Origin of the sequence: Mesorhizobium sp. YL-MeA3-2017 (assembly GCF_030814575.1) — a bacterium.
Taxonomy (GTDB): Bacteria; Pseudomonadota; Alphaproteobacteria; order Rhizobiales; family Rhizobiaceae; genus Mesorhizobium; species Mesorhizobium terrae.
Window position 1 is genome coordinate 3093681 of sequence record NZ_JAUSVH010000001.1, and the last position, 23231, is coordinate 3116911.

The 23231-nt window shown below is 64.5% G+C and carries 21 protein-coding genes and 1 tRNA gene; 18 read left to right on the top strand and 4 right to left on the bottom strand.

What is annotated here, in order from left to right; all coding sequences use genetic code 11:
* Positions 1-147: 147 nt before the first annotated feature.
* The 8 genes from QFZ88_RS14870 to QFZ88_RS14905 all read left to right on the top strand — a co-directional run bounded on the left by QFZ88_RS14870 (position 148) and on the right by QFZ88_RS14905 (position 8093).
* A complete protein-coding gene (locus QFZ88_RS14870; protein ID WP_036253363.1) occupies positions 148-1164 on the top strand; it encodes a glucokinase in 1017 nt (338 codons plus the stop codon).
* 119 nt (positions 1165-1283) lie between these two features.
* Entirely contained in the window at positions 1284-3137 is a 1854-nt protein-coding gene (locus QFZ88_RS14875) for an ABC transporter ATP-binding protein (protein ID WP_024924336.1), read from the top strand.
* Positions 3134-3955, top strand: coding sequence for a 4-hydroxy-tetrahydrodipicolinate reductase (gene dapB / locus QFZ88_RS14880; RefSeq protein ID WP_024924335.1), 822 nt, complete (start codon positions 3134-3136; stop codon positions 3953-3955). Before QFZ88_RS14875 ends, dapB begins: the two co-directional genes overlap by 4 nt.
* A gap of 24 nt (positions 3956-3979) precedes the next feature.
* Positions 3980-4600, top strand: a complete 621-nt coding sequence (locus QFZ88_RS14885; protein ID WP_024924334.1) for a 2,3-bisphosphoglycerate-dependent phosphoglycerate mutase — start codon at positions 3980-3982, stop codon at positions 4598-4600.
* Between the two features lie 105 nt (positions 4601-4705).
* Positions 4706-4790 (top strand) — tRNA-Leu (locus tag QFZ88_RS14890).
* 475 nt (positions 4791-5265) lie between these two features.
* Positions 5266-5628 carry a septal ring lytic transglycosylase RlpA family protein gene (locus QFZ88_RS14895; protein ID WP_036253366.1) on the top strand — a complete coding sequence of 121 codons (363 nt, stop codon included), beginning with the start codon at positions 5266-5268 and terminating at the stop codon, positions 5626-5628.
* A 314-nt stretch (positions 5629-5942) separates the two neighbouring features.
* Positions 5943-7220: a polyhydroxyalkanoate depolymerase gene (locus QFZ88_RS14900; protein ID WP_024924332.1), complete on the top strand. Its 1278-nt coding sequence runs from the start codon at positions 5943-5945 to the stop codon at positions 7218-7220.
* Between the two features lie 249 nt (positions 7221-7469).
* A complete protein-coding gene (locus QFZ88_RS14905; RefSeq protein WP_024924331.1) occupies positions 7470-8093 on the top strand; it encodes a transglutaminase-like cysteine peptidase in 624 nt (207 codons plus the stop codon).
* A gap of 187 nt (positions 8094-8280) precedes the next feature.
* Here QFZ88_RS14905 and QFZ88_RS14910 read toward each other — a convergent pair whose 3' ends face one another.
* The 3 genes from QFZ88_RS14910 to gshB form a co-directional block, all read right to left on the bottom strand.
* Complete coding sequence (locus tag QFZ88_RS14910; RefSeq protein ID WP_024924330.1) at positions 8281-9813, bottom strand: YifB family Mg chelatase-like AAA ATPase; 1533 nt, start codon at positions 9811-9813, stop codon at positions 8281-8283.
* 172 nt (positions 9814-9985) lie between these two features.
* The gene (locus QFZ88_RS14915; RefSeq protein WP_024924329.1) at positions 9986-10396 is read right to left on the bottom strand and encodes a GFA family protein; all 411 of its coding nucleotides are present in this window, start codon (positions 10394-10396) and stop codon (positions 9986-9988) included.
* The gene (gshB, locus tag QFZ88_RS14920; protein WP_024924328.1) at positions 10393-11331 is read right to left on the bottom strand and encodes a glutathione synthase; all 939 of its coding nucleotides are present in this window, start codon (positions 11329-11331) and stop codon (positions 10393-10395) included. The genes QFZ88_RS14915 and gshB overlap by 4 nt, the downstream gene beginning before the upstream one ends.
* A gap of 101 nt (positions 11332-11432) precedes the next feature.
* Here gshB and QFZ88_RS14925 point away from each other — a divergent pair, with 101 nt between their 5' ends.
* Positions 11433-12755 (top strand): glycosyltransferase family 2 protein, encoded by a 1323-nt coding sequence (locus QFZ88_RS14925; RefSeq protein WP_244440140.1) that lies wholly within the window; start codon positions 11433-11435, stop codon positions 12753-12755.
* A 3-nt stretch (positions 12756-12758) separates the two neighbouring features.
* Positions 12759-13163: a GtrA family protein gene (locus tag QFZ88_RS14930; protein ID WP_024927533.1), complete on the top strand. Its 405-nt coding sequence runs from the start codon at positions 12759-12761 to the stop codon at positions 13161-13163.
* On the opposite strand, the gene QFZ88_RS14935 is transcribed toward QFZ88_RS14930, so the two are convergent.
* Entirely contained in the window at positions 13115-13801 is a 687-nt protein-coding gene (locus tag QFZ88_RS14935; protein ID WP_024924326.1) for a class I SAM-dependent methyltransferase, read from the bottom strand. The genes QFZ88_RS14930 and QFZ88_RS14935 overlap by 49 nt on opposite strands.
* 99 nt (positions 13802-13900) lie before the next feature.
* On the opposite strand from QFZ88_RS14935, the gene QFZ88_RS14940 reads away from it, so the two are divergent.
* From QFZ88_RS14940 to pcaF, 8 genes are all read left to right on the top strand, one after another.
* Positions 13901-15796 carry a hypothetical protein gene (locus tag QFZ88_RS14940; protein WP_024927809.1) on the top strand — a complete coding sequence of 632 codons (1896 nt, stop codon included), beginning with the start codon at positions 13901-13903 and terminating at the stop codon, positions 15794-15796.
* A gap of 122 nt (positions 15797-15918) precedes the next feature.
* Positions 15919-17268, top strand: coding sequence for a putative bifunctional diguanylate cyclase/phosphodiesterase (locus QFZ88_RS14945; RefSeq protein WP_065998124.1), 1350 nt, complete (start codon positions 15919-15921; stop codon positions 17266-17268).
* A 206-nt stretch (positions 17269-17474) separates the two neighbouring features.
* The gene (locus QFZ88_RS14950; RefSeq protein ID WP_024924323.1) at positions 17475-18242 is read left to right on the top strand and encodes an SDR family NAD(P)-dependent oxidoreductase; all 768 of its coding nucleotides are present in this window, start codon (positions 17475-17477) and stop codon (positions 18240-18242) included.
* The gene (locus QFZ88_RS14955; RefSeq protein ID WP_024924322.1) at positions 18239-19183 is read left to right on the top strand and encodes a 2-dehydro-3-deoxygalactonokinase; all 945 of its coding nucleotides are present in this window, start codon (positions 18239-18241) and stop codon (positions 19181-19183) included. Before QFZ88_RS14950 ends, QFZ88_RS14955 begins: the two co-directional genes overlap by 4 nt.
* Entirely contained in the window at positions 19180-19818 is a 639-nt protein-coding gene (locus QFZ88_RS14960; protein WP_024924321.1) for a 2-dehydro-3-deoxy-6-phosphogalactonate aldolase, read from the top strand. Before QFZ88_RS14955 ends, QFZ88_RS14960 begins: the two co-directional genes overlap by 4 nt.
* The gene (locus QFZ88_RS14965; protein WP_024924320.1) at positions 19818-20690 is read left to right on the top strand and encodes an SMP-30/gluconolactonase/LRE family protein; all 873 of its coding nucleotides are present in this window, start codon (positions 19818-19820) and stop codon (positions 20688-20690) included. Before QFZ88_RS14960 ends, QFZ88_RS14965 begins: the two co-directional genes overlap by 1 nt.
* 98 nt (positions 20691-20788) lie before the next feature.
* Complete coding sequence (locus QFZ88_RS14970) at positions 20789-21841, top strand: hypothetical protein (protein WP_024924319.1); 1053 nt, start codon at positions 20789-20791, stop codon at positions 21839-21841.
* Between the two features lie 71 nt (positions 21842-21912).
* Positions 21913-23121 (top strand): 3-oxoadipyl-CoA thiolase, encoded by a 1209-nt coding sequence (gene pcaF / locus QFZ88_RS14975; RefSeq protein ID WP_024924318.1) that lies wholly within the window; start codon positions 21913-21915, stop codon positions 23119-23121.
* Positions 23122-23231: the final 110 nt, after the last annotated feature.

Genomic DNA, 23231 nt, shown 5'->3' on the forward strand with positions numbered 1-23231 from the left:
CGCCCTTTCGGGGGCGCTTTTGTTTGTTTATAGCATTCAATCGATTGAGATATTGCATCCGGTCGAATCGCTCCGGCCCGCGGCCGCGAACGATCCGGCCGGAACCAGAGAACGGCGAGACCGCGCCGCATCGAACCGGGGATGGGAATGACTGAAGGAAGCGGTACGCTGAGATTCCCGATCCTCATCGGCGACATCGGCGGCACCAATGCGCGGTTCTCCATCGTCCTCGACGCCAATGCCGAAGCCGGTGAGCCGCATATCGTCCAGACCGCCGATTACGAGACCATCGACGCCGCCATCCAGGCCGCCGTGCTCGACCGCTCGTCCGTGCGGCCGAACTCCGCCGTGCTTGCCATCGCCGGTCCGGTCGACGGCGACGAGATCCCGCTCACCAACTGTCCCTGGGTGATCCGCCCGAAGGTGATGCTGCGCGATCTCGGTTTCAGCGACGTCGTCGTGCTCAACGATTTCGAGGCGCAGGCGCTCGCCGTGGTCGCGCTGGGCGAAGAGCATATGGAAAAGATCGGCGGCGGCGCAGCGGTGCCGAATGCCAGCCGCGTCGTGCTCGGCCCGGGCACCGGCCTCGGCGTCGCCGGGCTGATCCATGCGCTCGGTCACTGGATTCCGGTACCGGGCGAGGGCGGCCACATGGACATCGGCCCGCGCTCGCCGCGTGACTTCCAGGTGTTTCCGCATATCGAAAAGATCGAGGGCCGCATTTCCGGCGAACAGATCCTGTGCGGCCGCGGGCTGGTCAATGCTTATCGCGCCGTCGCCATGGCAGACGGCAAGGCGGCTCCCTTCACCAAGCCGGCCGAAATCACCGCCGCGGCGCTGGCGAAGTCCGACGCCGTCGCCGAGGAAGCGGTTTCGCTCTTCGTCACCTGCCTTGGCCGCACCGCCGGCGATCTGGCGCTGGTGTTCAAGAGCCGTGGTGGCGTCTTCCTCACCGGCGGCATCGCCCAGAAGATCGTGCCGGCGCTGAAGGCTGGCAATTTCCGCGCCGCCTTCGAGGACAAAGCACCTCACAGCGAATTGATGCGGTCTATCCCGGTCTATGTCATCACCCACCCACTCGCCGCGCTGGCCGGCCTCGCCGCCTATGCGCGGGCGCCGTCGCTGTTTGGCGTGGAGACCGAAGGCCGCCGCTGGAGGGCTTGAAGCGGCCAAGCAATTTCGGCGCGTTGCCCATTGGCCATAGGCAATGGGCGGCGATGCGGCTATTAGGAGCCGGACGCCAATGGGCGAGCCGACGAATGCAGCGCGCAGCGGACTGAAATTTGACCTTTAACGACCCCAATCGAAAGGCGGCCCCCGGCGAAGTCGTCGCCGTGTTGCGACGTATCTTCGACGAAGCTGGCCGCGGACATGTGAAGTCCTACTGGATCGCGGCTGCCTGTTTGATCGCGATGGCCGCGACGACGGGTGGGGCGGCCTACATCATGCAGCCGCTGGTCGACTATCTCTACTATGGCCGTCGCTATGACCTGATACCCTGGATCTGCGGTGGTATCATCGGCATTTTCCTGGTTCGCGGCCTTTCGACCTATGGTGCCGCGGTCACGCTGGCCAAGATCGGCAACAGCATCGTTGCCTACTACCAGAAGCGCGTCTTCGGGCACCTGATGAAGCTGGGCGTCGATTTCTACAGCGAAACGCGTTCCGGCCAGCTCGCCGCGCGCATCAACGAAAACGTCGCCGGCATCCGCGACCTGTTCTCGATGACGCTGAAGTCGGTGGCCGGCGACCTTGTCGCCCTGATCGGCCTGGTCACCGTGATGATCTACCAGGCGCCATTTTTGGCTGCCAGCATCTTCCTGATCGGCCCGCCGCTGGTGTGGGCGGTCAACTACATCATGCGGCGTTTGCGGCGGGTGACGCGCGAATCGGTCGAGATCAACTCGCATCTGATCGGCGCCATGCAGGAATCCGTGCAAGGCATCGCCGTGGTGAAGGCCTTCACCATGGAGGAGCAACTGACCGGCAAGATCGGCGATCTCGTCGACAGGGCGGAGGGCCGCTACAACAAGATCGCCCGCGTTTCGGAACGGCTGGCGCCGATCACCGAAATACTGGCCGGTTTCGCGGTTGCCGGCGTCGTCGCCTATTCGATGTACAAATCGGCGATCGACAATGAGCCGCCCGGCAACATCATGGCCTTCATCACCGCGCTGCTCCTGGCATACGACCCGGTGCGCCGGCTTGCCCGCACCCAGGTCAATGTCGAGCGCGCCATGGTCAATGCGCGCATGATCTACGAATTGCTCGACATCGAGCCGCAGCAGGGCGATGCGCCGGACGCCAAGGAAGCCAAGGTCAAGGGCGGCGAGATCCGCTTCGAAAACGTGACGTTCGGCTACCTGCCCGACGCGCCGGTGATCCGAAACCTCACCTTCACCGCCGCCGCGGGCAAGACCACGGCGATCGTCGGCGCATCGGGCGCCGGCAAGTCGACGCTGGTGGCGCTCCTGCAGCGTTTCTACGATGTGAACGGCGGCTCGATTGAGATCGACGGTCAGGACATCTCCAAGGTCACCAAGCGCTCGCTTCGGCAGTCGATCGCTTTCGTGTCGCAGCAGCCCTATCTGTTCGAAGGCACGATCCGCGACAACATCCGTTACGGCCGGCCGGATGCCGGCGACGCCGCCATCGAACTGGCGGCGGAACAGGCCGCGGCCGACGACTTCATTCGCCAGCAACCGCAGGGCTACGACACGCCCGTCGGCGAGAATGGCGTGACCCTGTCCGGCGGCCAGCGGCAGCGCGTTTCGATCGCGCGCGCCATCGTGCGCCAGGCGCCGATCCTGCTGCTCGACGAGGCGACGTCCGCCCTCGACAATGAATCGGAAGCGCGGGTGCAGCAGGCTTTGACCGGCATCATGCAGGGCCGCACCACCATCGTCATCGCCCACCGGCTGTCGACAGTGGTCAATGCCGACCATATCGTCGTCCTGGAGCAGGGCCGCCTGGTCGAGGAAGGCACGCATGCCGAGCTGATCGCCAGGCCGCGCGGCGCCTATGCCCGTTTCCACAAACTGCAGGGTGGCCAGGGTCTTGGTCTGGTCGACAGCCTTCCCGAAGCGGAGGGCGTGCCGGCAGGCAAGACCAGACGCAAGACGGGGAGCAACGGATGAGCGACATGAAGCTGGTGGTTGTTGGCGCCGCGGGCCGCATGGGGCAGGCGCTGGTGCGCACCATCGCCACGATACCGGGCGCGACCGTTTCCGCCGCCATCGAACGGCAGGGTTCGCCCCATATCGGCAAGGATATCGGACAATTGGCCGGCGTCGGCCCGATCGGTGTCCTGATCGGCGACGACCCGCTGGTCGCTTTCGCCAAGGCCGACGGCGTGCTCGACTTCACCTCGCCGGCGGCGACCGTCGAATTCGCCGGCTATGCCGCCCAGGCGCGCATCATCCACGTCATCGGCACCACCGGCTGTTCGGCCGAGGACGACACGGCCATCGCCGCCGCCGCCCGCCACGCCACCATCGTCAAGTCCGGCAATATGAGCCTCGGCGTCAACCTGCTCGCGGTTCTGGTCGAACAGGCCGCCAAGGCGCTGCCGCCCGAGGATTTCGACATCGAGATCCTCGAAATGCACCATCGCAACAAGGTCGACGCGCCGTCGGGCACAGCACTGCTTCTGGGTGAGGCGGCGGCGGCAGGACGCAGCATCGCGCTTGCCGAAAACAGCGTGCGCACGCGGGACGGCCACACCGGCGCCCGCAAAGCGCAGGCCATCGGTTTCGCCACGCTGCGCGGCGGCTCGGTGGTCGGCGAGCATTCGGTCTTCTTGGCCGGCCCCGGCGAGCGCATTGCGCTCAGCCATCATGCCGAGGACCGGACCATCTTTGCCCGTGGCGCCGTCAAGGCGGCGCTGTGGGCGCATGGGCGCAAGCCCGGCCTCTATTCGATGCGGGACGTGCTTGGCCTCGGCCAGGGCGCCTGATCCACACTCGTGAAGGGATAAAATATGTCGCGAACCCTCGTGCTCGTGCGCCACGGCCAGAGCGAATGGAACCTGAAGAACCTGTTCACCGGCTGGCGCGATGTCGACCTGACCGAACAGGGGCACGCGGAAGCCAAGGCCGCCGGCGCCAAGCTCAAGGCGCGCGGGTTGAAATTCGATATCGCCTTCACCTCGGTGCTGAAGCGTGCGCAGAAGACCTGCCAGCACATTCTCGACGCCGTCGGCCAGAGCGATCTGGAGACGGTGCGCGACCAGGCGCTGAACGAACGCGATTACGGCGAACTGTCCGGCCTCAACAAGGACGATGCCCGTCAGAAATGGGGCGAGGACCAGGTCCATGTCTGGCGCCGTTCCTATGACGTGCCGCCGCCCGGCGGCGAAAGCCTGAAGGACACCGGCGCGCGCGTCTGGCCCTATTACCTGCACACGCTGCAGCCGCATGTGCTGTCCGGCGGCACTGTGCTGGTGGCGGCCCACGGCAATTCGCTGCGCGCGCTGATCATGGCGCTGGACGGCCTGACGGGCGATGAAATCGTCAAGCTGGAGCTCGGCACCGGCGTGCCGGTCATCTACACGCTGAACGCCGATTCGACGGTCGCCTCGAAGGAAGTTCTCGCCGGTTGAAGCATTTTGCCGGCGCTCGCCCGCGGCTTTTGCGCCCGCCCGTCGCCTTGCTTGAAAAAAGCGCGTTGACAGGGTCGGTTCGCCCGCTTACATGAGCGCCCACCAGCCCAGATGGCGGAATTGGTAGACGCGCACGGTTCAGGTCCGTGTGCCGCGAGGCGTGGAGGTTCGAGTCCTCTTCTGGGCACCAGTTTTCCGCAGCCGACCCGGTAACGGATCGGCGAGCACCAAAAAGCCCGGCATTGCCGGGCTTTTTTGTTTTTGGACGTCACGCCCGCCGGTTCTCCCCGCAATGCAGGTTCGGTGACGCCTTGCGGCCGCGCCAGATCAATTTTCCAGGGCATGGAATATCGTTGGCCACCGGGTGATGGCAGCCGATCCGTTTGCAATCTCACCGACGGGTGCTGCGTGGCTGGATGAGATCATTTGAATATTTCCATCTATTCTACTTGGAGATCAGATCATCGCGGGCTAGGACGATCCTGTCCTGGAGCTCGTTGATTCGTTCGATGATCCTGCGAATTTGTCGGACAATATTCTGACAGACTGTTTCCAGGTGAATCAAAACGTGTGCCGTTGCCACGCTTTCGCCAGAAACTGGCCGGATTTGCCGCCGCATTTGTCCTTAACGCCCCGTTATCTGTTAACGGAGCCGTTCCCTCGGAATGACAATCAACAAGAAGAAGGCCGCGTTTGTTGCGGTCACCGTCGCAGTCGGCCTTGCCGCCGGCGCGTCCGCCTCCTCCGCCGCCACCCAGTGCGGCCGTGCTTCCTGGTATGCCCTTCACTCCAAGACCGCATCCGGCGAGCGCATGAACCCCTCCGCCCTGACCGCTGCGCATCGCAGCCTGCCCTTCGGCACGCGGATCAAGGTCACCAACAAAAACAACGGCAAAAGCGTCGTGGTGCGCATCAACGACCGTGGCCCCTTCATCAAGGGCCGCATGCTCGACCTGTCGCGCGGCGCCGCGAGCCAGCTCGGTTTCGTCAGCTCGGGCCAGGCCCCGGTCTGCGTGGCCAGGGTATAGTCGGCCACAAACCGGACCTGGAACCTGAGAAAGCGCCGCGCGAGCGGCGCTTTTTCTTTGTCTGGCCTGTTCGGCCTTGAGCGCGACCGGCTCTGGCAGCTGGCCGCCGAGGGCGCCGTCTTCGCGCTTGCACCCATAGCCGGCTGGCGCGCTAGCCCTACCTTTTCCAAGGCTTTGGCCTAAAGTATGGGGATAACTCACGTTACGTGATCTATTGCGTCGCAACAATTTGTTGTTAACTTCGTTGCGACACAGTGAAAGCTCGACGCCGCTCGTCGTCCTTTTTTCGGTTTCTGGGGCAGCGGAGATCCTGGATGTTTTATCAGCTCTACGAGATGAACCATGCGGCCTTGCAGCCGGCGCGCGCCTATGCCGAGGCGGTGCGGGTTCTCTACAGCAATCCGCTGAACCCGTTCTCGCACACGCCGTGGGGCCGTTCGGTCGCCGCGACGGCGGAATTGTTCGAGCGCACCACGCGTCGTTATGGCAAACCGGCCTTCGGTCTCGACAAGACCGTGGTCGATTGGAAACCGGTCGCAGTCACCGAGCGGACCGTCTGGTCGAAGCCGTTCTGCAATCTCATCCAGTTCAAGCGCGAGGTTCCGGCCGGACGCCGGGCCGACCCGAAGCTTTTGATCGTGGCGCCGATGTCGGGCCACTACGCGACGCTGCTGCGCGGCACGGTCGAGGCGATGCTGCCTTACGCGGACGTGCACATCACCGACTGGGTCGATGCCCGCATGGTGCCGGTTTCGGCCGGCCGCTTCGATCTCGACGACTATATCGACTACATCGTCGAGATGCTGCACGCGCTGGGGCCAGACACGCATGTGATGGCGGTTTGCCAGCCTTCCGTGCCGGTATTGGCGGCGGTGGCGCTGATGGAGGCGCGCGGCGACAGCTTCGTGCCGGCCACCATGACGCTGATGGGCGGGCCGATCGACACGCGCCGCAACCCGACCGCGGTCAACCTCCTGGCCGAGGAAAAGGGCATCGACTGGTTCCGCGACAACGTCGTCATGCAGGCGCCCTGGCCGGTTCCGGGCTTCGGTCGCGACGTCTATCCGGGGTTCCTGCAGCTGTCCGGCTTCATGAGCATGAACCTTGACCGGCACATCATCGCCCACAAGGACTTCTTCATGCATCTGGTGAAGAACGACGGCGACAATGCCGAGAAGCACCGCGACTTCTACGACGAATATCTGGCGGTGATGGACCTGACCGCCGAATTCTACCTGCAGACGGTGGAAACGGTGTTCGTGCGCCACGCTCTGCCCAAGGGCGAGATGAAGCATCGCGGCACGCGGGTCGATCCCGCGGCCATCCGCAATGTCGCGCTGTTCACGGTCGAGGGCGAGAACGACGACATTTCCGGCATCGGCCAGACCGAGGCCGCGCAGGGCCTGTGCGTCAACATTCCAGCCGACATGAAAGTGCATTACATGCAGCCGGCGGTCGGCCATTACGGCGTCTTCAACGGCTCGCGCTTCCGCGCCGAGATCGTGCCGCGCATCGTCGACTTCATCACCAGCTATGGCCGCACCAACAAGGTGGCGGTGAAGCGCAAGACCGTTCGCGCCGCCCAGGCCTAGAACTGGCGCGGCGCCATCGGCGCGATGGTGCCGTGAGCGGCGGCCGTCGGCGGGGCGCGTCAGCCCCTTCAATCGCATGGTCCGTATCGCCGGCCCGACGGGATGTCGCGGCTGTGGACGGGTGTTGCACAATCACCGCTGTCGCCTGGATGCAATTAACCCTCGACGTGAATCCGTCCTTCGGGTGAATTGACACGCCATGTAAATCGCCTTTAACGTTTTGTTAAGAACAGGGGCGAGCGGGGGACAATGAACTCCTCACCGGCGGCACACGGCTTGCGTTTCTTCGCGGCGGCGGCGATTGGGCTGACCGTGGCGACGTGGTTCACGCTGCCGGCGGCGGCGGCCAGCGTCATGGCGACGGGCGGACCGACCTCGCAGCCGATCGGCCACTACGATTTCTGCAAGACCCGCCCCGCCGAATGTTCGGTGCGCCCGAAAGACCTTGCGCCGGCGCGCCTCACCGCGGGACTGTGGGGCAAGCTCACCAGCGTCACCGCTTCGGTCAACGCGGCGGTCAAGCCGATGAGCGATCTCGAAATCTACGGCAAGGACGAAGTCTGGGCCTATCCCGACAAGGGTGTCGGCGACTGCGAGGACTATGTGCTGGAAAAGCGCCGCCGGCTGGCGAGGCTCGGCGTTTCCCTGTCGGACCTGCTCATCACCGTGGTGCGCAAGCCCGACGGCGAGGGCCATGCCGTACTGACGGTGCGCACCGACAAGGGCGATTTCGTGCTCGACAACCTGACCGACAAGGTCAAGTCATGGGACCAGACCGGCTATCGCTATCTGAAACGCCAGGCCATCGACAACACCGGCCGCTGGGTTTCCATCCGCGATGGCCAACAGGTTCTGGTCGGCGCGGTCCAGTAAATTTCGAGTTTCCCAGAATGAAGGCGATCGCGGCAGCGACCTTGGGTGCTGCTGCGCGCTGGCCTTCGCGCAGGCTGCACAGCGGCTCTGGCGCGCGATGGGTGGCTCTCATGGGCCTATTCGATTTGCTGCCGGCCGATTCGTCTGAAATCGCCCAAACATCGTCCTGGCTGGCCCGGTTTCCAGCCTACGCCGCCTGCGACAGCCGCTCCGACGCCATGCGATAGGAGATCGCCTCGGCCAGATGAATGCGGCTGACCGTCTCGCAGTCGTCGAGATCGGCCAGCGTGCGGGCAACCTTCAGCACACGATGATAGGCGCGCGCCGAAAAGCCGAGCTTCTCGCTGGCCTCGCCAAGCAGCGCCATGCCATTGGCATCGGGCCTAGCGATGTCCTCGATGACGCCGGGCGCGCAATGGGCATTGAGTGTCTCGCCGGCGAGACCGCGCGCCTCGAAGCGCAGCCGCTGGATCTGGCGGGCACGGCTGACCCGCCCGGCGACGATCGCGCTCGGTTCCGTCCGCGCCGGTTTGATCAGGTCGCTGGCCGAAACCGCCGGCACGTCGACCTTGAGATCGATACGGTCGAGCAGCGGCCCGGAGATGCGGGCCTGGTAGTCGATGCGGCAACGGTCGCCGCGCAGGCAACGATAGCCGGGCTCGCCGGCCATGCCGCATCGGCACGGATTCATCGCGGCAACCAACTGGATGCGCGCCGGATAGGTAACCCGATGGTTGGCGCGCGCGATCATGCAGTCTCCGCTTTCCAGCGGCTGGCGCAGCGCATCCAGCGTCTGCGGCGAGAATTCGGGAAACTCATCGAGGAACAGCACACCGTGATGGGCAAGCGAGACCTCGCCCGGACGGGCCCGCAGCCCGCCGCCGACCATGGCAGCCATGGAGGCGGAATGATGCGGCGCCCGGAACGGCCGCCTGTCGGTCAATTTGCCTTCGGCCAGCTCGCCGGCGACCGAGGCGATCATCGACACTTCCAGAAGTTCCTTCGGCGCCAGCGGCGGCAGGATGGACGGCAGGCGCTGGGCCAGCATGGATTTGCCGGATCCGGGCGGTCCAACCATCAAGAGATTGTGCCCGCCGGCGGCGGCAACCTCCAGCGCCCGCTTGGCGCTTTCCTGCCCCTTGATGTCGGCGAGATCGGGCAGGTCGCGGGCGCCGTGGTGCACGCCGGGTTCCGGCCGCGACAGAACCTGCGTGCCGCGGAAATGATTGGCCATGGCGATCAGGCTGCGCGGCGCCAAAATGTCGATATCGGGCCCGGCCCACGCCGCCTCCGGGCCGCAGGCATGGGGGCAGATCAGCCCGCGCCCTTCGGCATTGGCGCCGATCGCCGCCGGCAGCGCGCCGGCCACCGCCGCGATCGTGCCGTCCAGCGAAAGCTCGCCCAGTACGACATAGGCCGCCAGCATATCGCCGGGGATGGCGCCAAGCGCCGCCATCAGGCCAAGCGCGATCGGCAAATCGTAATGGCTGCCTTCCTTGGGCAGGTCCGCCGGTGCGAGATTGACCGTCACCTTGCGCGCCGGCATCGACAGTCCGGAGGCGTGAAGGGCCGCCTGCACCCGCTCGCGGCTTTCGGCGACCGCCTTGTCCGGCAGGCCGACGATCTGCATGCCGACCTTGCCGGGCGCGACCATCACCTGCACATCGACAGGCACGGCCTCGATGCCCTGGAATGCAACCGTACGGACCCGCGAAACCATGCTGCCCCCGAAGCAGTGGCCGCCCATGTCCGGGCGATCAAGTCTGGCTAACGGCCGAAGACAAGCATGGATTATCGATCAAAGCAAGAACAATAAGGGAACATCGTCGCGCCCAGGCTGTAGGCCGGGTTGTATGCGGTTGAATCGGGCGGAACATCGCCAACTCCACCGCTTAGAGGTGCCGGGTCTCCGCGGGCGTCGAACCCCAGTCGTCGTTGCGGCCGTCGCGATAGGTCACGGGGGCAGCCATCAGTTCGTCGATGTCGACGCCATCCAGGCAGGCGACATTGATATTGAAATAGGTGGCGCCGGTCATGTTGGGTGTGTCCACCCGCTCGAAGCCCCGCACGCCGCAATGTTTGCAGAAGAAGTGGTGCGCGACGTCGTTCTTGCCCTGGTAGTCGGTCAGCTCGCTTTCGCCGGCGACAAGGCGGAATGTTTCCGCGCGCGCCTCCACGGACCACAGCCGCATCTTGGTGCAGATCGTGCAGTTGCATTTCCCCGTACCGGCAGCGATGTCGACATCCGCCTCGAAGCGGACGGCGCCGCAATGGCAACTGCCGGTATAGGTCTTCAGGGTCACCGCTTCGCCTCCACCGCGTCCCAGAACAGGGCGGCGATGTCGGCGCCGCCAAAACGCTTCACCTCGCGGATGCCGGTCGGCGAGGTGACGTTGATCTCAGTCATGTAGTCGCCGATCACGTCGATGCCGACAAGGATAAAACCGCGTTCCCTCAGCGCCGGGCCGATGCGGGCGCAGATCTCGCGTTCGCGTGCCGTCAGTTCGGTCTTCTCGGCGCGGCCTCCGACATGCATGTTGGAGCGCGATTCCGTGTCCGACGGCACCCGGTTGATGGCGCCGACAGGCTCGCCATCGATCAGGATGATACGCTTGTCGCCCTTGCGCACGTCCTTCAGGTAGCGCTGGACGATATAGGGTTCGCGGAACAGCTGGCCGAACATTTCCAACAGCGAGCCGAGATTGCGGTCGGCCTCGTGCAGGTGGAAGATGCCGGCGCCGCCATTGCCGTAGAGCGGCTTGACGATGATGTCGCCGAACTCCTTGCGGAAGGCGGCAACCTCCTGCGGATCCTTGGTGATCAGCGTTTCCGGCATCAGGTCGGCGAATTCGGTGACGAAGATCTTCTCCGGGCTGTTGCGCACCCAGGCCGGGTCGTTGACCACCAGCGTCTTCGGATGGATGCGCTCCAGAATGTGCGTGGTGGTGATGTAGTTCATGTCGAAGGGCGGGTCCTGGCGCAGCAGGATCACGTCCATTTCCGACAGGTCGGTGCGCACTGGCGCGCCAAGGGTGAAATGGTCGCCCTTCACATCGCGCACCTGCATTTCCTCGATGCGGGCGAACACCTTGCCGTCGCGCATGGAAAGCCGGTCCGGCGTGTAGTGGAAGAGCTGGTGGCCGCGCCGCTGCGCTTCCAGCGACAGCGCGAACGACGTGTCGCCGGCGATGTTCACGGTCGAGACATGGTCCATCTGGACGGCGACTTTGAGGGGCATGGAGGGTCTCCGGTGAGCGCGATATTTCCAGGTGGCGATGATGTAGCGCCTGGCATTCGTGCTGCCAATCCACCAGTCGAATCTTCTAGCGACCGGGAGTTGTGTTTCAGCGAAATCTTAAGGCTTTGCTGCCCATAGTCCCCGCTGCTTGGGTTGATGGGAGGGATGCGTTGGGCGCGCTCGCTAAGAAGTTCGACAAGGCGGTTACAGCTCCTACCATCGAGCCGACGCCGGACGTCCTGGAACTGACTATCCTCATGCCTTGCCTCAACGAGGCCGAGACCATCGCAACTTGTATCTTGAAGGCAAAGAGCTTTCTGGGCCGCTCAGGAATATCGGGCGAAGTGTTGATCGCAGACAATGGCAGCACGGACGGTTCCCAGCATATTGCTACGACCTTTGGGGCACGTGTCGTGCCAGTCACCGAAAAAGGGTATGGCGCGGCTTTGCAAGGCGGCATCGCCGCTGCTCGAGGCCGCTTCATCATCATGGGTGATGCCGACGATTCCTACGACTTCGAGCAGCTCGACGCGTTCATCGAGCGCTTGCGCGGTGGCGCTGACCTTGTCATGGGCAACCGTTTTAAGGGTGGCATCGAGCCTGGAGCGATGCCAATGCTGCATCGATATCTGGGCAATCCCGTCCTGTCGTTCTTGGGCAGGCTGTTTTTTAGCATCAGGACGAACGATTTTCATTGCGGCCTGCGTGGTTTCAAAGCCGAGCGAATCCGCACATTGAACCTGCAGACTACAGGTATGGAATTCGCCTCCGAGATGGTGGTGCGCAGCGCGCTCGCCGGATTTGTTATCGACGAAGTGCCCACGACCTTGAAACCGGACGGTCGCAGCCGCCCCCCACACCTCAAGACGTGGCGCGACGGTTGGCGCCATCTGAAATTCCTCCTGATGTACAATCCGCGCTGGCTGTTCTTCATACCGGGTGCGGCGTTGTGCGGCATCGGCACGCTATTTGGAGCATTGCTGGTGTTCGGGCCGCTAAGGGTAATCGACAATCTCTCTCTCGACCTCAACACCTTCGTCGCGGCTTGCTTCATGGTCGTTGCCGGCATGCAGCTCATCACCTTCGGAGCGATCTCGCGCACCTACGCCGAAAACATGGGCATCCTGCCATCCAATCGCCGCTCCGGCTGGCTTAGCCACACCATTACCGTCGACCGGCTCGCGGCCAATGCAGGCATTTGCTTTGCGGCAGGCCTGGGCTTCTTAGGCTACGCGGTATTTCGCTGGGCAAGCCTCGATTTCGGGCCACTGAACGATTCCGAACTTCCCCGCATCGTCGTCCTCGGCCTTACCCTCATCGTTATTTCGTTTCAGGCGTTTTTCTCGGCATTTCTGCTCGGCGTGCTGGAGATTCCGCTGAAACAGCGAAAGGCTGACGGCGACATCTCCGTCGGCAGCCCGTAGACGATGGTCATAACGGCGCAGAACTTCCTTCGCAGTCGCCTGACGCGCTTCGTCATCGTCGGCGCAGGTGCCAATCTCCTGCTATTCGCGCTGACCTATATTCTGCTGCGGTGCGGCGTGCCTGCGCTTCTCGCAGGCGCAGCGGGATATGCGGCAGCCTTCGGAGCAGCCTATCTCGCGCAGCGGGACTGGACCTTCGGAGGCATGCATCGCGACAATTCGCCGTTGCCGCGCTATGCTATGGCACAACTCGCTTGCGCTGCTACATCGAGCCTGGTCGGGCATATCTGCACCAGCCGCCTGGCCATGGCGCCATCGGCAGCGTCGCTGACCGTTACGATCACCGCAGCCTTCATGAGTTACGTCGTGACCTCGCGATGGGTCTTCGTGTCTGAAGACAGACACTGAGCGCCTCGCTTTCGCAGCCCAGCAATAAAGTGCAGATTCCGGTCGCAGACGAGGCTGGCCGGCAAGGGATAGAGCGAGAGGTTCTCGCGCCAGTTTCGAACTTCGATGCCCGCACCGCGGAATGCCACGCCCCATTCGGCCCGGCTCAGATAATTGTAAGGCAGGCGAACATCGTGCCCCTTATTGCCGACCCAATCCATGACGCGCAGGGTCGTGTATGCGGCGAAGCCTTCGCGCAGGTGATCCTTGATCACCACTCCCTCGCGCGCCACCCGGACAGCTTCGGCGAGGAGCCGGGCTGGATGGTCGGTATGATGCAGCACGTCGACAATGGTGACCCAGTCGAAGGAACCGTCGCCCGCCGGGATCGTCTCGCCGTCAAAGCGTTCGACCGGGATATGCGTGTGTGGCCGCAGCATGACGTCGATGCCGCGAAAGGTCAGTCCCGGCTTGATGTCCATGATCGCACGCGCGATCGACCCGTCGCCGCAGCCGAGGTCGAGAACGCTGCCCGTGGCGCTCATTTCTTCCGCCAGACACGTTGAGAGGACCCGAACGCGGCGCCGGAACACCGCCCGGTCATGGATTGTGTTGAGAACCCTCTTCTCCGCCGTCTTCAAAAAGCTCACCTGGGACATCTGACCTTCCGTGACGATGCCCGCGCCTCTCGATCGCGCGGTCGTCCCAAGCTATCCTCAATGGGTTAAGACGAGGTTCGTCCGAATCCGCGCCGCCCAATGCAGGGCTGGAACGCTGTTTTACAGTTTGTTGAAGGCTGCCTGCTTAGACTGCCGCTTCTGGCTGCTGCATCGATCGCGAACATGAAAACACAGGCTAATCCCGCCAACGAGTTCCTGAAGCCTTGGCCGTTACACGGCTGGCGAAGCGACCTCGCCTTCGCGGCAGGTGCCGCGATGTTGCTTGTGGCGATCGAGGCGTGCATCGGATTTCCAACCCTCACCAATGCCGGGGGAGACAACGACAGCCAGATGCGGTTGGTCGAAGTGCGGGATCTCCTCAGCGGACAAGGCTGGTTCGACCTGCACCAGTACCGTATGGGGCCGCAGGGTGGTTTTATCATGCACTGGTCGCGGTTGGTGGATGCACCCTTGGCCGCGCTGATCACGACAGCCCACGCGCTCGGCCTATCCATGCCTGCGGCGGAGACTTTTGCGAAAATCGTCTGGCCAACGTTGATGTGCTGGTGGACGGTCTTCTTCATTGTTCAGGCGGCGCGCCAGTACGGTGGAAATGCGGCGGGCGTGCCGGCACTCGTCATCGCGGCGGCAGGGCCTTTCTTTATCGGCCTCTATCAACCCGGCAACATCGATCACCACAACGTACAGCTTATGCTCGTCGCGGCGAGCCTTTACTTCTTGCTGAACGCACCACATTGGCGGCCGGCGGCCACCCTGTCAGGAGTATGCGCGGGCCTAACACTCGCCGTCGGCATGGAGACCGCCCCGCTGGTCGTGGTGACCGGCCTCGGCGTGGCGGCGCTGTTCTTCATGCATGGTGAGCGGGAGGCGCGCACCGCCTTTGGCTTTGGGCTAGGCTTCGCCGGCGTCTCGTCCGTTATCTTTGTCACCACCATCGCGCCATCCAACTGGAACGTTGCGACCTGCGACGGCTTTTCTGTCATACAGTTCGTGCTCGCAGCCCTTGCCGGCTTCGGTCTTGCGGCCACCGCTTCCGTCGGCAGCGTTCGCGCCAGCCGGTCATACAGATTGGTCGCGCTTCTCCTGCTGGGGATCGTGGTAGTCACGGTTGTCGCTGTCTTTTTCCCGCAATGCCTGCGCAGCCCCTATGCCGGTCTCGATCCCCGCCTGCATACATTGTGGCTGGATAAAATATCCGAGGTGCAGTCGCTGTTCCAACTCGCGACCGACAACCGCGCGATGTTGTTCGGTGCCTATGCTACGCCGCTGATTGCGCTCGCGCTTGTGCTGCGTCGCCTGTTGCGCGGCGACCGGCGACGAGAGGTCTTCGTCGTCGGCGTGCTTCTCCTGACCGCCTTGACGATCAGCGTCTGGCAGGTGCGGGGTACAAATTTCACGATCGCGCTTGCCGCCATCCCGCTGGCAGCCTGGGTGGCAAGCTGGCGCGAATACGCGACGAACTTCCCTTCGGCAAAAACAACGCTGGCGTCCGTCGCGGTCTGGCTGGTTTCACTGAACGCCGTCTGGAGCGTCAGCGCCTCGACGATTTCGGTAATCGCCGAAAGCGAAACGAGCCCGGTCGCCGGTCAAAGCTGCGAGACGCCCGGCGATTATCTCGCTCTGGCGGCGCAACCGGCCACGACTGTTATGGCCATATCCAATCTCGGCTCTCTGATACTTGCCAATACAGGGCAGCGCGTGCTGGCCGGCCCCTATCATCGCAATGGCGAGGGCAACCTCCTCGTTCTGGACGCATTCACCGGCACATCGACGGCCGCTGAAGCGGTCGTACGCGGCCAGCATATCGGGCTGGTTGCCTTGTGTCGTGGCAATTCCGAGACTCGTTTTCTCGCGGGTCAAAGCCCCGACGGGTTCCTCGCAGCGCTCATCAAGGGCCAGGTACCGTCCTGGCTGGAGCCTGTTGCCGGCACCGAGGGCAAGGCCCTTGAACTGTATCGCGTCAGAACCGGCTAACGGTTTATCGCGCCGGATAATTTTTCATCGCTCGGGAAGCGCCGGCTTATATTCGAGATACCTTTCTTAAACGGTTTGATGTCAGTCTCATAAGAAATACCAGAATAAGAACAGGGACGCCGATGCAAACCTCGTTTGGCACCGGGCAGACGAACAGGGAGAATACGGATCTGGCTTTCACAGATCCGTTGACTGGCCTCGGCAATCACCGCCGCTTCTTCGACAAGGTCGAACGCCTCATTTCCGATCGCTCGGACGACCCGGCACCCTTTGCCGTCGGCATTCTGGACCTCGATGGCTTCAAGCCGATCAACGATCTGTTCGGCCACAAGGCCGGCGACGACATCCTGATCCAGGTGGCGATGCGCCTGCGCGCCTCGATGGACAGCTATTCCACCGTCTGCCGCATCGGCGCCGACGAGTTCGCCTTCCTTTATCCGATGGTGTTCAGCGAGGAGGCGGCGACCGAAAAGGCGCGCATGCTGATCGAAATCCTGTCGGCGCCCTATGACGTCGGCGAACGCACCGCCAGGCTGTCGGCATCGACCGGCTGCTCGCTGTTTTATTCCGGCGACGAGACCACCGAGATCCTGCTCAACAAGGCGGAGACGGCGCTTTATCACGCCAAGCGCTCTGGCCGTGGCCAGGTCGTCGTCTACACACGCGAGATGGAAGAAGCGGCCAAGCGCGTCACCCGCATCGAACAGGCGCTGCGCCGGGCGGTTTCGGCCGGCGAGGTCGAGCCGCATTTCCAGCCGATCGTCGATCTGGCCACCCGTCGCACCATCGGCTTCGAGGCACTGGCGCGCTGGTCGGACCCGGATTTGGGCCCGGTATCGCCGGCCGTCTTCATTCCGATCGCCGAGGAGCGCGGCATCATCGGGCCGCTGTCCCAGCTTGTTCTGCGCAAGGCCACGGAAGCGGCGCGCGGCTGGCCGGCGGATTTGTTCCTGTCCTTCAACCTGTCGCCGTCCCAGCTGGTCGACCAGAACACCGGGCTGCACATCCTGTCGATCCTCGAGCGCACCGGCTTCGACCCGCGCCGACTGGAAATCGAGATCACCGAAACCGGCCTGATGAACGACCCGGTCTCGGCCGAAAAGATCGTCGAGGATTTGCGGCGGGTCGGCATCCGCGTTTCGCTGGACGATTTCGGCACCGGCCAGTCTTCGCTCGGCCGCTTGCGCGAGTTCAACTTCGACAAGCTGAAGATCGACCGGGCCTTCGTGTCGTCTATCCTCGACGACCGTCCGTCGGAACATATCATCCGCGCCATTCTCGCCATGTGCGAGGGCCTTGGCATGGATGTCGTGGCCGAAGGCATCGAGGAGGAGGCGCAGGCCGACCGTCTCGCGCAGTTCGGTTGCGCTGGTGGCCAGGGATATCTGTTCGGCAAACCGGCCAATGCCGATGCTACGCTGGGCTATCTGCGCGATTCCTTCCGCGGCGCGCTGCGCGCCAAGGCGGTCTAACCCGCTCCAGGGGCAAACCCGCCGCCGCGTTTCGGCCCAATTCCTTCCCCGTTTCTCCTTTTGTCAGACAAAATGAAGCGGCGCGCATTTTCACGCTTGCCCGTGGCAGGCCGCTGGCTAGGATGCGGCGCCGTCAGGCCAGAGCGCCGCGTGTCCATTCCGACACGAAGGACGCTCCAGCACTATGCGTTGCGGAGGAAGTCGTCATGATGCCATCGGCGCGGTTTGCCGATCTGGAAGGTGCGTCGGTGCTGATCACCGGCGGCGGTACAGGCATCGGTGCCAGGCTGACGGAGGGTTTCGCACGCCAGGGTGCCAGGGTTGCCTTCATCGACATCGCCGAAGCGCCGAGCCGGCTGCTTTGCGAGGCGCTTGCCCGGGAAGCCGCTCATGCGCCGCTTTTCCTCAAGGCGGACCTGCGCGACATCGAAGCCTTGCGCGGCGCCGTTCAAGCGGCGGCTCAGGCGCATGGGCCGATCACCGTTCTGGTCAACAACGCCGCCAACGATATCCGCCACGATGCGGAGACGGTGACACCGAGCGAATGGGACGACAATCTGTCGATCAACCTTCGCCCGCATTTCTTCACCGCCCAGGCGGTGGTGCCCGGCATGCAGAAGGCCGGACGTGGCGCCATCGTCAATTTCACCTCGACGTCCTTCATGCTGAACATGGGCGACATGCCGGCCTATACGGCCGCCAAGGCCGGCATCATCGGCCTCACCAAGGGGCTCGCCGGCCGCTACGGCAAGGACGGCATTCGCGTCAACGCCATCGCGCCGGGCTGGGTCATCACCGAGCGCCAGCGTCAGCTTTGGGTCAGCGGCGATAAGCTGGAAGCCCACATCGCCCGCCAGGCGATCCCGCGCGAAATGGGGCCGGACGACATGGTCGGGCCATGCCTCTTCCTTGCTTCCGACGCATCGGCGATGCTGACCGCCCAGACGCTAATCGTCGACGGAGGTCTGCTATGAACGCGTCGCCTGCGATTGCCGCAATCGACTGGGGTACGACCAGGCTGCGTGCCTGGCTGCTCGACGGCGCCGGCCGGGTTTTGGCCGAACAGCGCGGCGACGACGGGCTGATCACCGCGCGTGAGGCCGGCTTCTCGGCCGTTCTCGAACGGCATCTGGCGGCCATGCGGGCCCCGGCGACCTTGCCCGTCGTCATTTGCGGCATGGCGGGTTCGCGCCAGGGCTGGATCGAGGCGCCCTATGTCGATGTGCCGGCCCCGATCGACGCCATCCTGCGGGGCGCCATCCGCGTGCCGGGAACGACGCGCGACATCCGCATCGTGCCGGGTCTCGCGCAGCGACTGGCCGACGCGCCGGACGTGATGCGCGGCGAAGAAACGCAATTGGCCGGAGCCGGCCTGCCGGCGACCGGCAGGCATGTCGTCTGCATGCCCGGCACCCATTCGAAATGGGTGGTCGTCGACAATGGCGCGGTCGCCGGTTTCGGTACCTGGCCGACGGGCGAATTGTTCTCCGTTCTGGCGACGCATTCCATCCTGCGCCATTCGCTGGGCGAACAACCTGCTCCGGTCATCCCGGACAACGCACAGTTCCACCGCTGGTGCAGGCAGGCGCTGGAGGAAGGTGGCGATGTCTCGTCGCGGCTGTTTGCCGTTCGCGCCGCCGGGCTGCTGCAGGACCTCAAGGCCGACGATGCCGCCGCCCGTCTGTCCGGTCTGCTGATCGGCGGCGAGATCGCTTCGGCCTTGCGCCGCTATCCGGTCGGCGACGCGCCGGTTGTGCTGGTCGGTTCGGGGGCGCTTGCCGCGCTCTACGGCGCGGCATTGGAGATGGCGGGGCTTGTCGTCAGACAGGTCGATGCCGACGTTGCCGTGCGTGCGGGCCTGTTCGCGGCGGCGCGCCAGAACGGCATGATTGCCGGCAAGGAACAGAGCGCATGAGCCAGACAGCCCCATTTCCGCAGTTGAAGCGCGGCCTTGTCGCCATATTGCGCGGCTTGAAGCCCAGCGAGGCGGTGGCCGTCGCCGGCGCGGTTTATCAGGCCGGCATCGAGGCGATCGAAGTGCCGCTGAATTCGCCGGACCCGTTCACCTCCATCGCTGCCATCGTCCAGGCATTGCCGAAAACCGCGCTGATCGGCGCCGGCACGGTGCTTACCTCTGCCGACGTCGATGCGTTGCAGGGCGCGGGCGGGCGGCTGCTGGTCAGCCCCAACATCGATGCCGAGGTGATGAAACGCGCCGCTCATCACCGCCTGGTCACCATGCCCGGCGTGCTCACCCCGACGGAGGCGTTCCTGGCCATTCGGCTCGGTGCGTCCGCGCTCAAGTTTTTCCCCGCGAGTGTCATTGGCCCCGGTGGCATCGCCGCCATGCGCGCCGTCCTGCCGGCCAGCACGCCGGTGGGCGCCGTCGGCGGTGTCTCGGAAAAGGATTTCGCCGGCTACAAGACGGCCGGCGTCACCGTCTTTGGCCTGGGGTCGAGCCTGTTCAAGCCGGGCATGACAGTGGCCGAGGTCGCGGCGCGGGCCGAGGCGGCGGTCGCTGCCTGGGATGCGGTTTTCGGAGAGAAATAATGGCTGGTATCGTCTCGGTTCTTTCGGAAACCATCTGCGAACTTGGCGAAGGGCCGAGCTACGACCCGGCGACGGGCTCGCTGTTCTGGTTCAACATCGTCCACGGCCAGTTGCTCGAGCGCGGCCGCAGCGGCGTCACCAAGGTGCATGAACTCGGCCAGATGGCGAGCGCCATCGCCATCATCGACGACAAGCGGCAATTGGTTTTCACCGAAACCGGGCTGCATGTGCGTGACGTTGCCACCGGCAAACTCACCCTGCACACGCCGGTCGAGGCCGACAATGCCGGCACCCGTTCCAACGACGCGCGGGTGCATCCGTGCGGGGCGTTCTGGGTGGGCACGATGAGCAAGACGCACGCGAAGAATGCGGGTGCCATCTACTGGTTCTTCAAGGGCGAGCTGCGCCGGCTTTTTGACGGCATCACCATACCGAATTCTATCGCCTTCAGCGAGGACGGCGCCGTTGCCTATTATGTCGACAGCGATGTCAAACTGTTGATGCGCGTCGATTGCGATCCGGCCACCGGCCTGCCGGTCGGCGAGCCGAAGCTGTTCGGCGATCATCGGCAGAGCCCGGGCGATGTCGACGGCTCGGTGGTCGACCGCGACGGCATCCTGTGGAATGCCTGCTGGGGCGCCAGCGCCGTCAATGCCTATGCGCCGGACGGCAAGCTGGTGCGCTCCATCCCGATGCCGGTGCTGCAGCCGTCCTGCCCGGCTTTTTTCGGCGCGGAAGCCGACCGGCTGGCTATCACCTCTGCCTGGGCCGACCAGGACGAGGCGACCCGCGCGGCCGACCCTCAGGGCGGCAAGACGTTCCTGATCGATTTTCCGGTGCGCGGCCGCTTCGAGCCACGCGTGGCGATCTGATGGGCCTGTCGCCGGCGTTGCGGCAAAGGTCGATTTCCTAGGAACCCACCGGGTTCGCGGCGGCGAGACTGACGCCGTTTCCCATCGGACCCGCCGCCATGCCGCATCCACGCCTCCTGCTTGTCTACGAACCGGAAAAGGCCTGTTTCGATCGCCTCGTCGCGGACGGCCACGCGCCGGAGCGGGCGGCGGAAATTTCCTCCTATCTCGCCCAGTCGACCGATCTGGCGCCGGAGTTCGCCGCGATCGAACGCGCGGCTGCCGATCGCGGCCTCGGCTTCTCGGCCGTGGAGTTGGATGAAGCTGCCGCTGTGCTCGGCAAGGCGGACCGGGATACCACGCTGGTCTGGACGCTGACCGACGGCATCGCCTATTTCCGCGGTGGCGCGGCACCTGCGCTCGCGCGGCTTGCCGGCCTGAGAACAATTGGTGCCGACGATTCGCTGTTCGCGCTGTGCCAGGACAAATTCCGCTCGGGCGCGGTGCTCGGCGCGCTCGGCCTGCCGGTGCCGCAGGCGGGTCTCGCGCGTGACGGACGCTGGCTGGTCGAGCCGCCGGCCTCGGCCAAGGGCTGGTTCGTCAAGCCGAACCGGCTCGGCGCCAAGATCGGCATCTGGCCGGATTCGCATTGCCACGATCTCGGCCAGGCGCTGGAACTCAGCCGCCGGGTATTCCGACACTATGGCGACGACGTGGTGGTGCAGCCCTATGTCGCCGGTCGCAACGTGCGGGCCTCCTTCCTGGATGTCACCGCAAACGGCGATATGTCGGCGCTCGGCGTCTTCCTGGTCGAATCCGGCGGTGACTTCCAGACCATGGCCGACAGCCTCGCGCTTTACGGCGATACGGGCACCGCGGCGAAGGCGACGGGTGCCTATGTCGAACCCGAACTTGTTGCGCTTGCCGACAGCCAGCCGGCGGCCGATGCCGGGATCCGCCGCATCGCGCAGCGGCTGGTGAGCGGACTTGGTCTGCGCGACGTCTTTTCCATCGACCTGCGTGTCGAGGCCGACGATACGATCCATCTCATCGAATTCGAAGTCTGTCCCGGCTTGCCCTGTTTCGACTTCCGCGCCTATTGTCGCGCCCGTTGGTCCATGAGCCTTGCCGAGGCCATGGCCGAAACCGCGGCCCGTCGCCTGGCGGGCTGATTTATAAGATTATCCGATCCGCTTGGGTTGGTGCCGCGCCGACCGGCGCAGGCGAGGGAGGACCGCACGACATGACCGAAGCTTTCATCTGCGACTATATCCGCACGCCGATCGGACGCTTTGGGGGTGTGCTGGCTTCGGTGCGTACGGATGATCTCGGTGCCGTGCCGCTCAGGGCCCTGATGGCGCGCAATCCCGGTGTCGATTGGGCGGCCGTCGACGACGTGGTCTATGGCTGCGCCAACCAGGCCGGCGAGGACAACCGCAACGTCGCGCGCATGGCGCTGCTGCTTGCCGGCCTGCCCGTCGCGGTACCGGGTTCGACGGTCAACAGGCTGTGCGGGTCGGGCATGGACGCGGTCGGTATCGCCGCACGCGCCATCAAGGCCGGCGAGGCCGAACTGATGATCGCCGGCGGTGTCGAATCGATGAGCCGTGCCCCCTTCGTCATGCCCAAGGCCGAGACCGCCTTTTCGCGCCACGCCGAAATCCACGACACCACCATCGGCTGGCGCTTCGTCAACCCGCTGATGAAGAAGCAGTACGGTATCGATTCCATGCCGGAGACCGGCGAGAACGTCGCCGAGCAGTTTTCCGTCAGCCGCGCCGATCAGGATGCCTTCGCCGTGCGCAGTCAGGACAAGGCCGTGGCCGCGCAGGCCAATGGCCGATTGGGCAAGGAGATTGTCGCGGTGACGATCCCGCAGAAGAAAGGCGAGGCGACCGTCGTCGACAAGGACGAGCATCCGCGCGCCGGCACCACGGTCGAAACGCTGGCCAGGCTGGCGACGCCGTTCCGCAAGGAAGGCGGCACGGTGACGGCGGGCAACGCGTCGGGCGTCAATGACGGTGCTGCTGCACTGATCGTTGCCTCGGAAGCGGCGGCCCGCAAGCATGGCCTGACCCCCATCGCCCGCATTCTCGGCAGCGCCACGGCCGGCGTCGAGCCGCGCATCATGGGCATCGGTCCGGTGCCGGCGACGCAGAAGCTCTGTGCGCGCCTCGGCCTCACGCCGTCGCAATTCGACGTCGTCGAACTCAACGAGGCTTTCGCCGCGCAGGGCATTGCCGTGTTGCGCCAACTCGGCCTGGCCGAGGATGCCGCACATATCAATCCGAATGGCGGCGCCATCGCGCTCGGCCATCCCCTCGGCATGTCGGGTGCCCGCATCACCGGCACGGCGGCGCTGGAATTGCGCGAACGCGGCGCTCGTTTCGCGCTCGCCACCATGTGCATCGGCGTCGGTCAGGGCATCGCCATTGCGCTTGAGCGCGTCTGAACGAAAACCTGTTTTAACCCAATCCACTTCTGTCCATCAAATGCTCGTTGCCGGGCAGGGTGGTGGCGGATATGGTTGTTCGAGGCTTCAACAAATAACGAGCCTTTCCG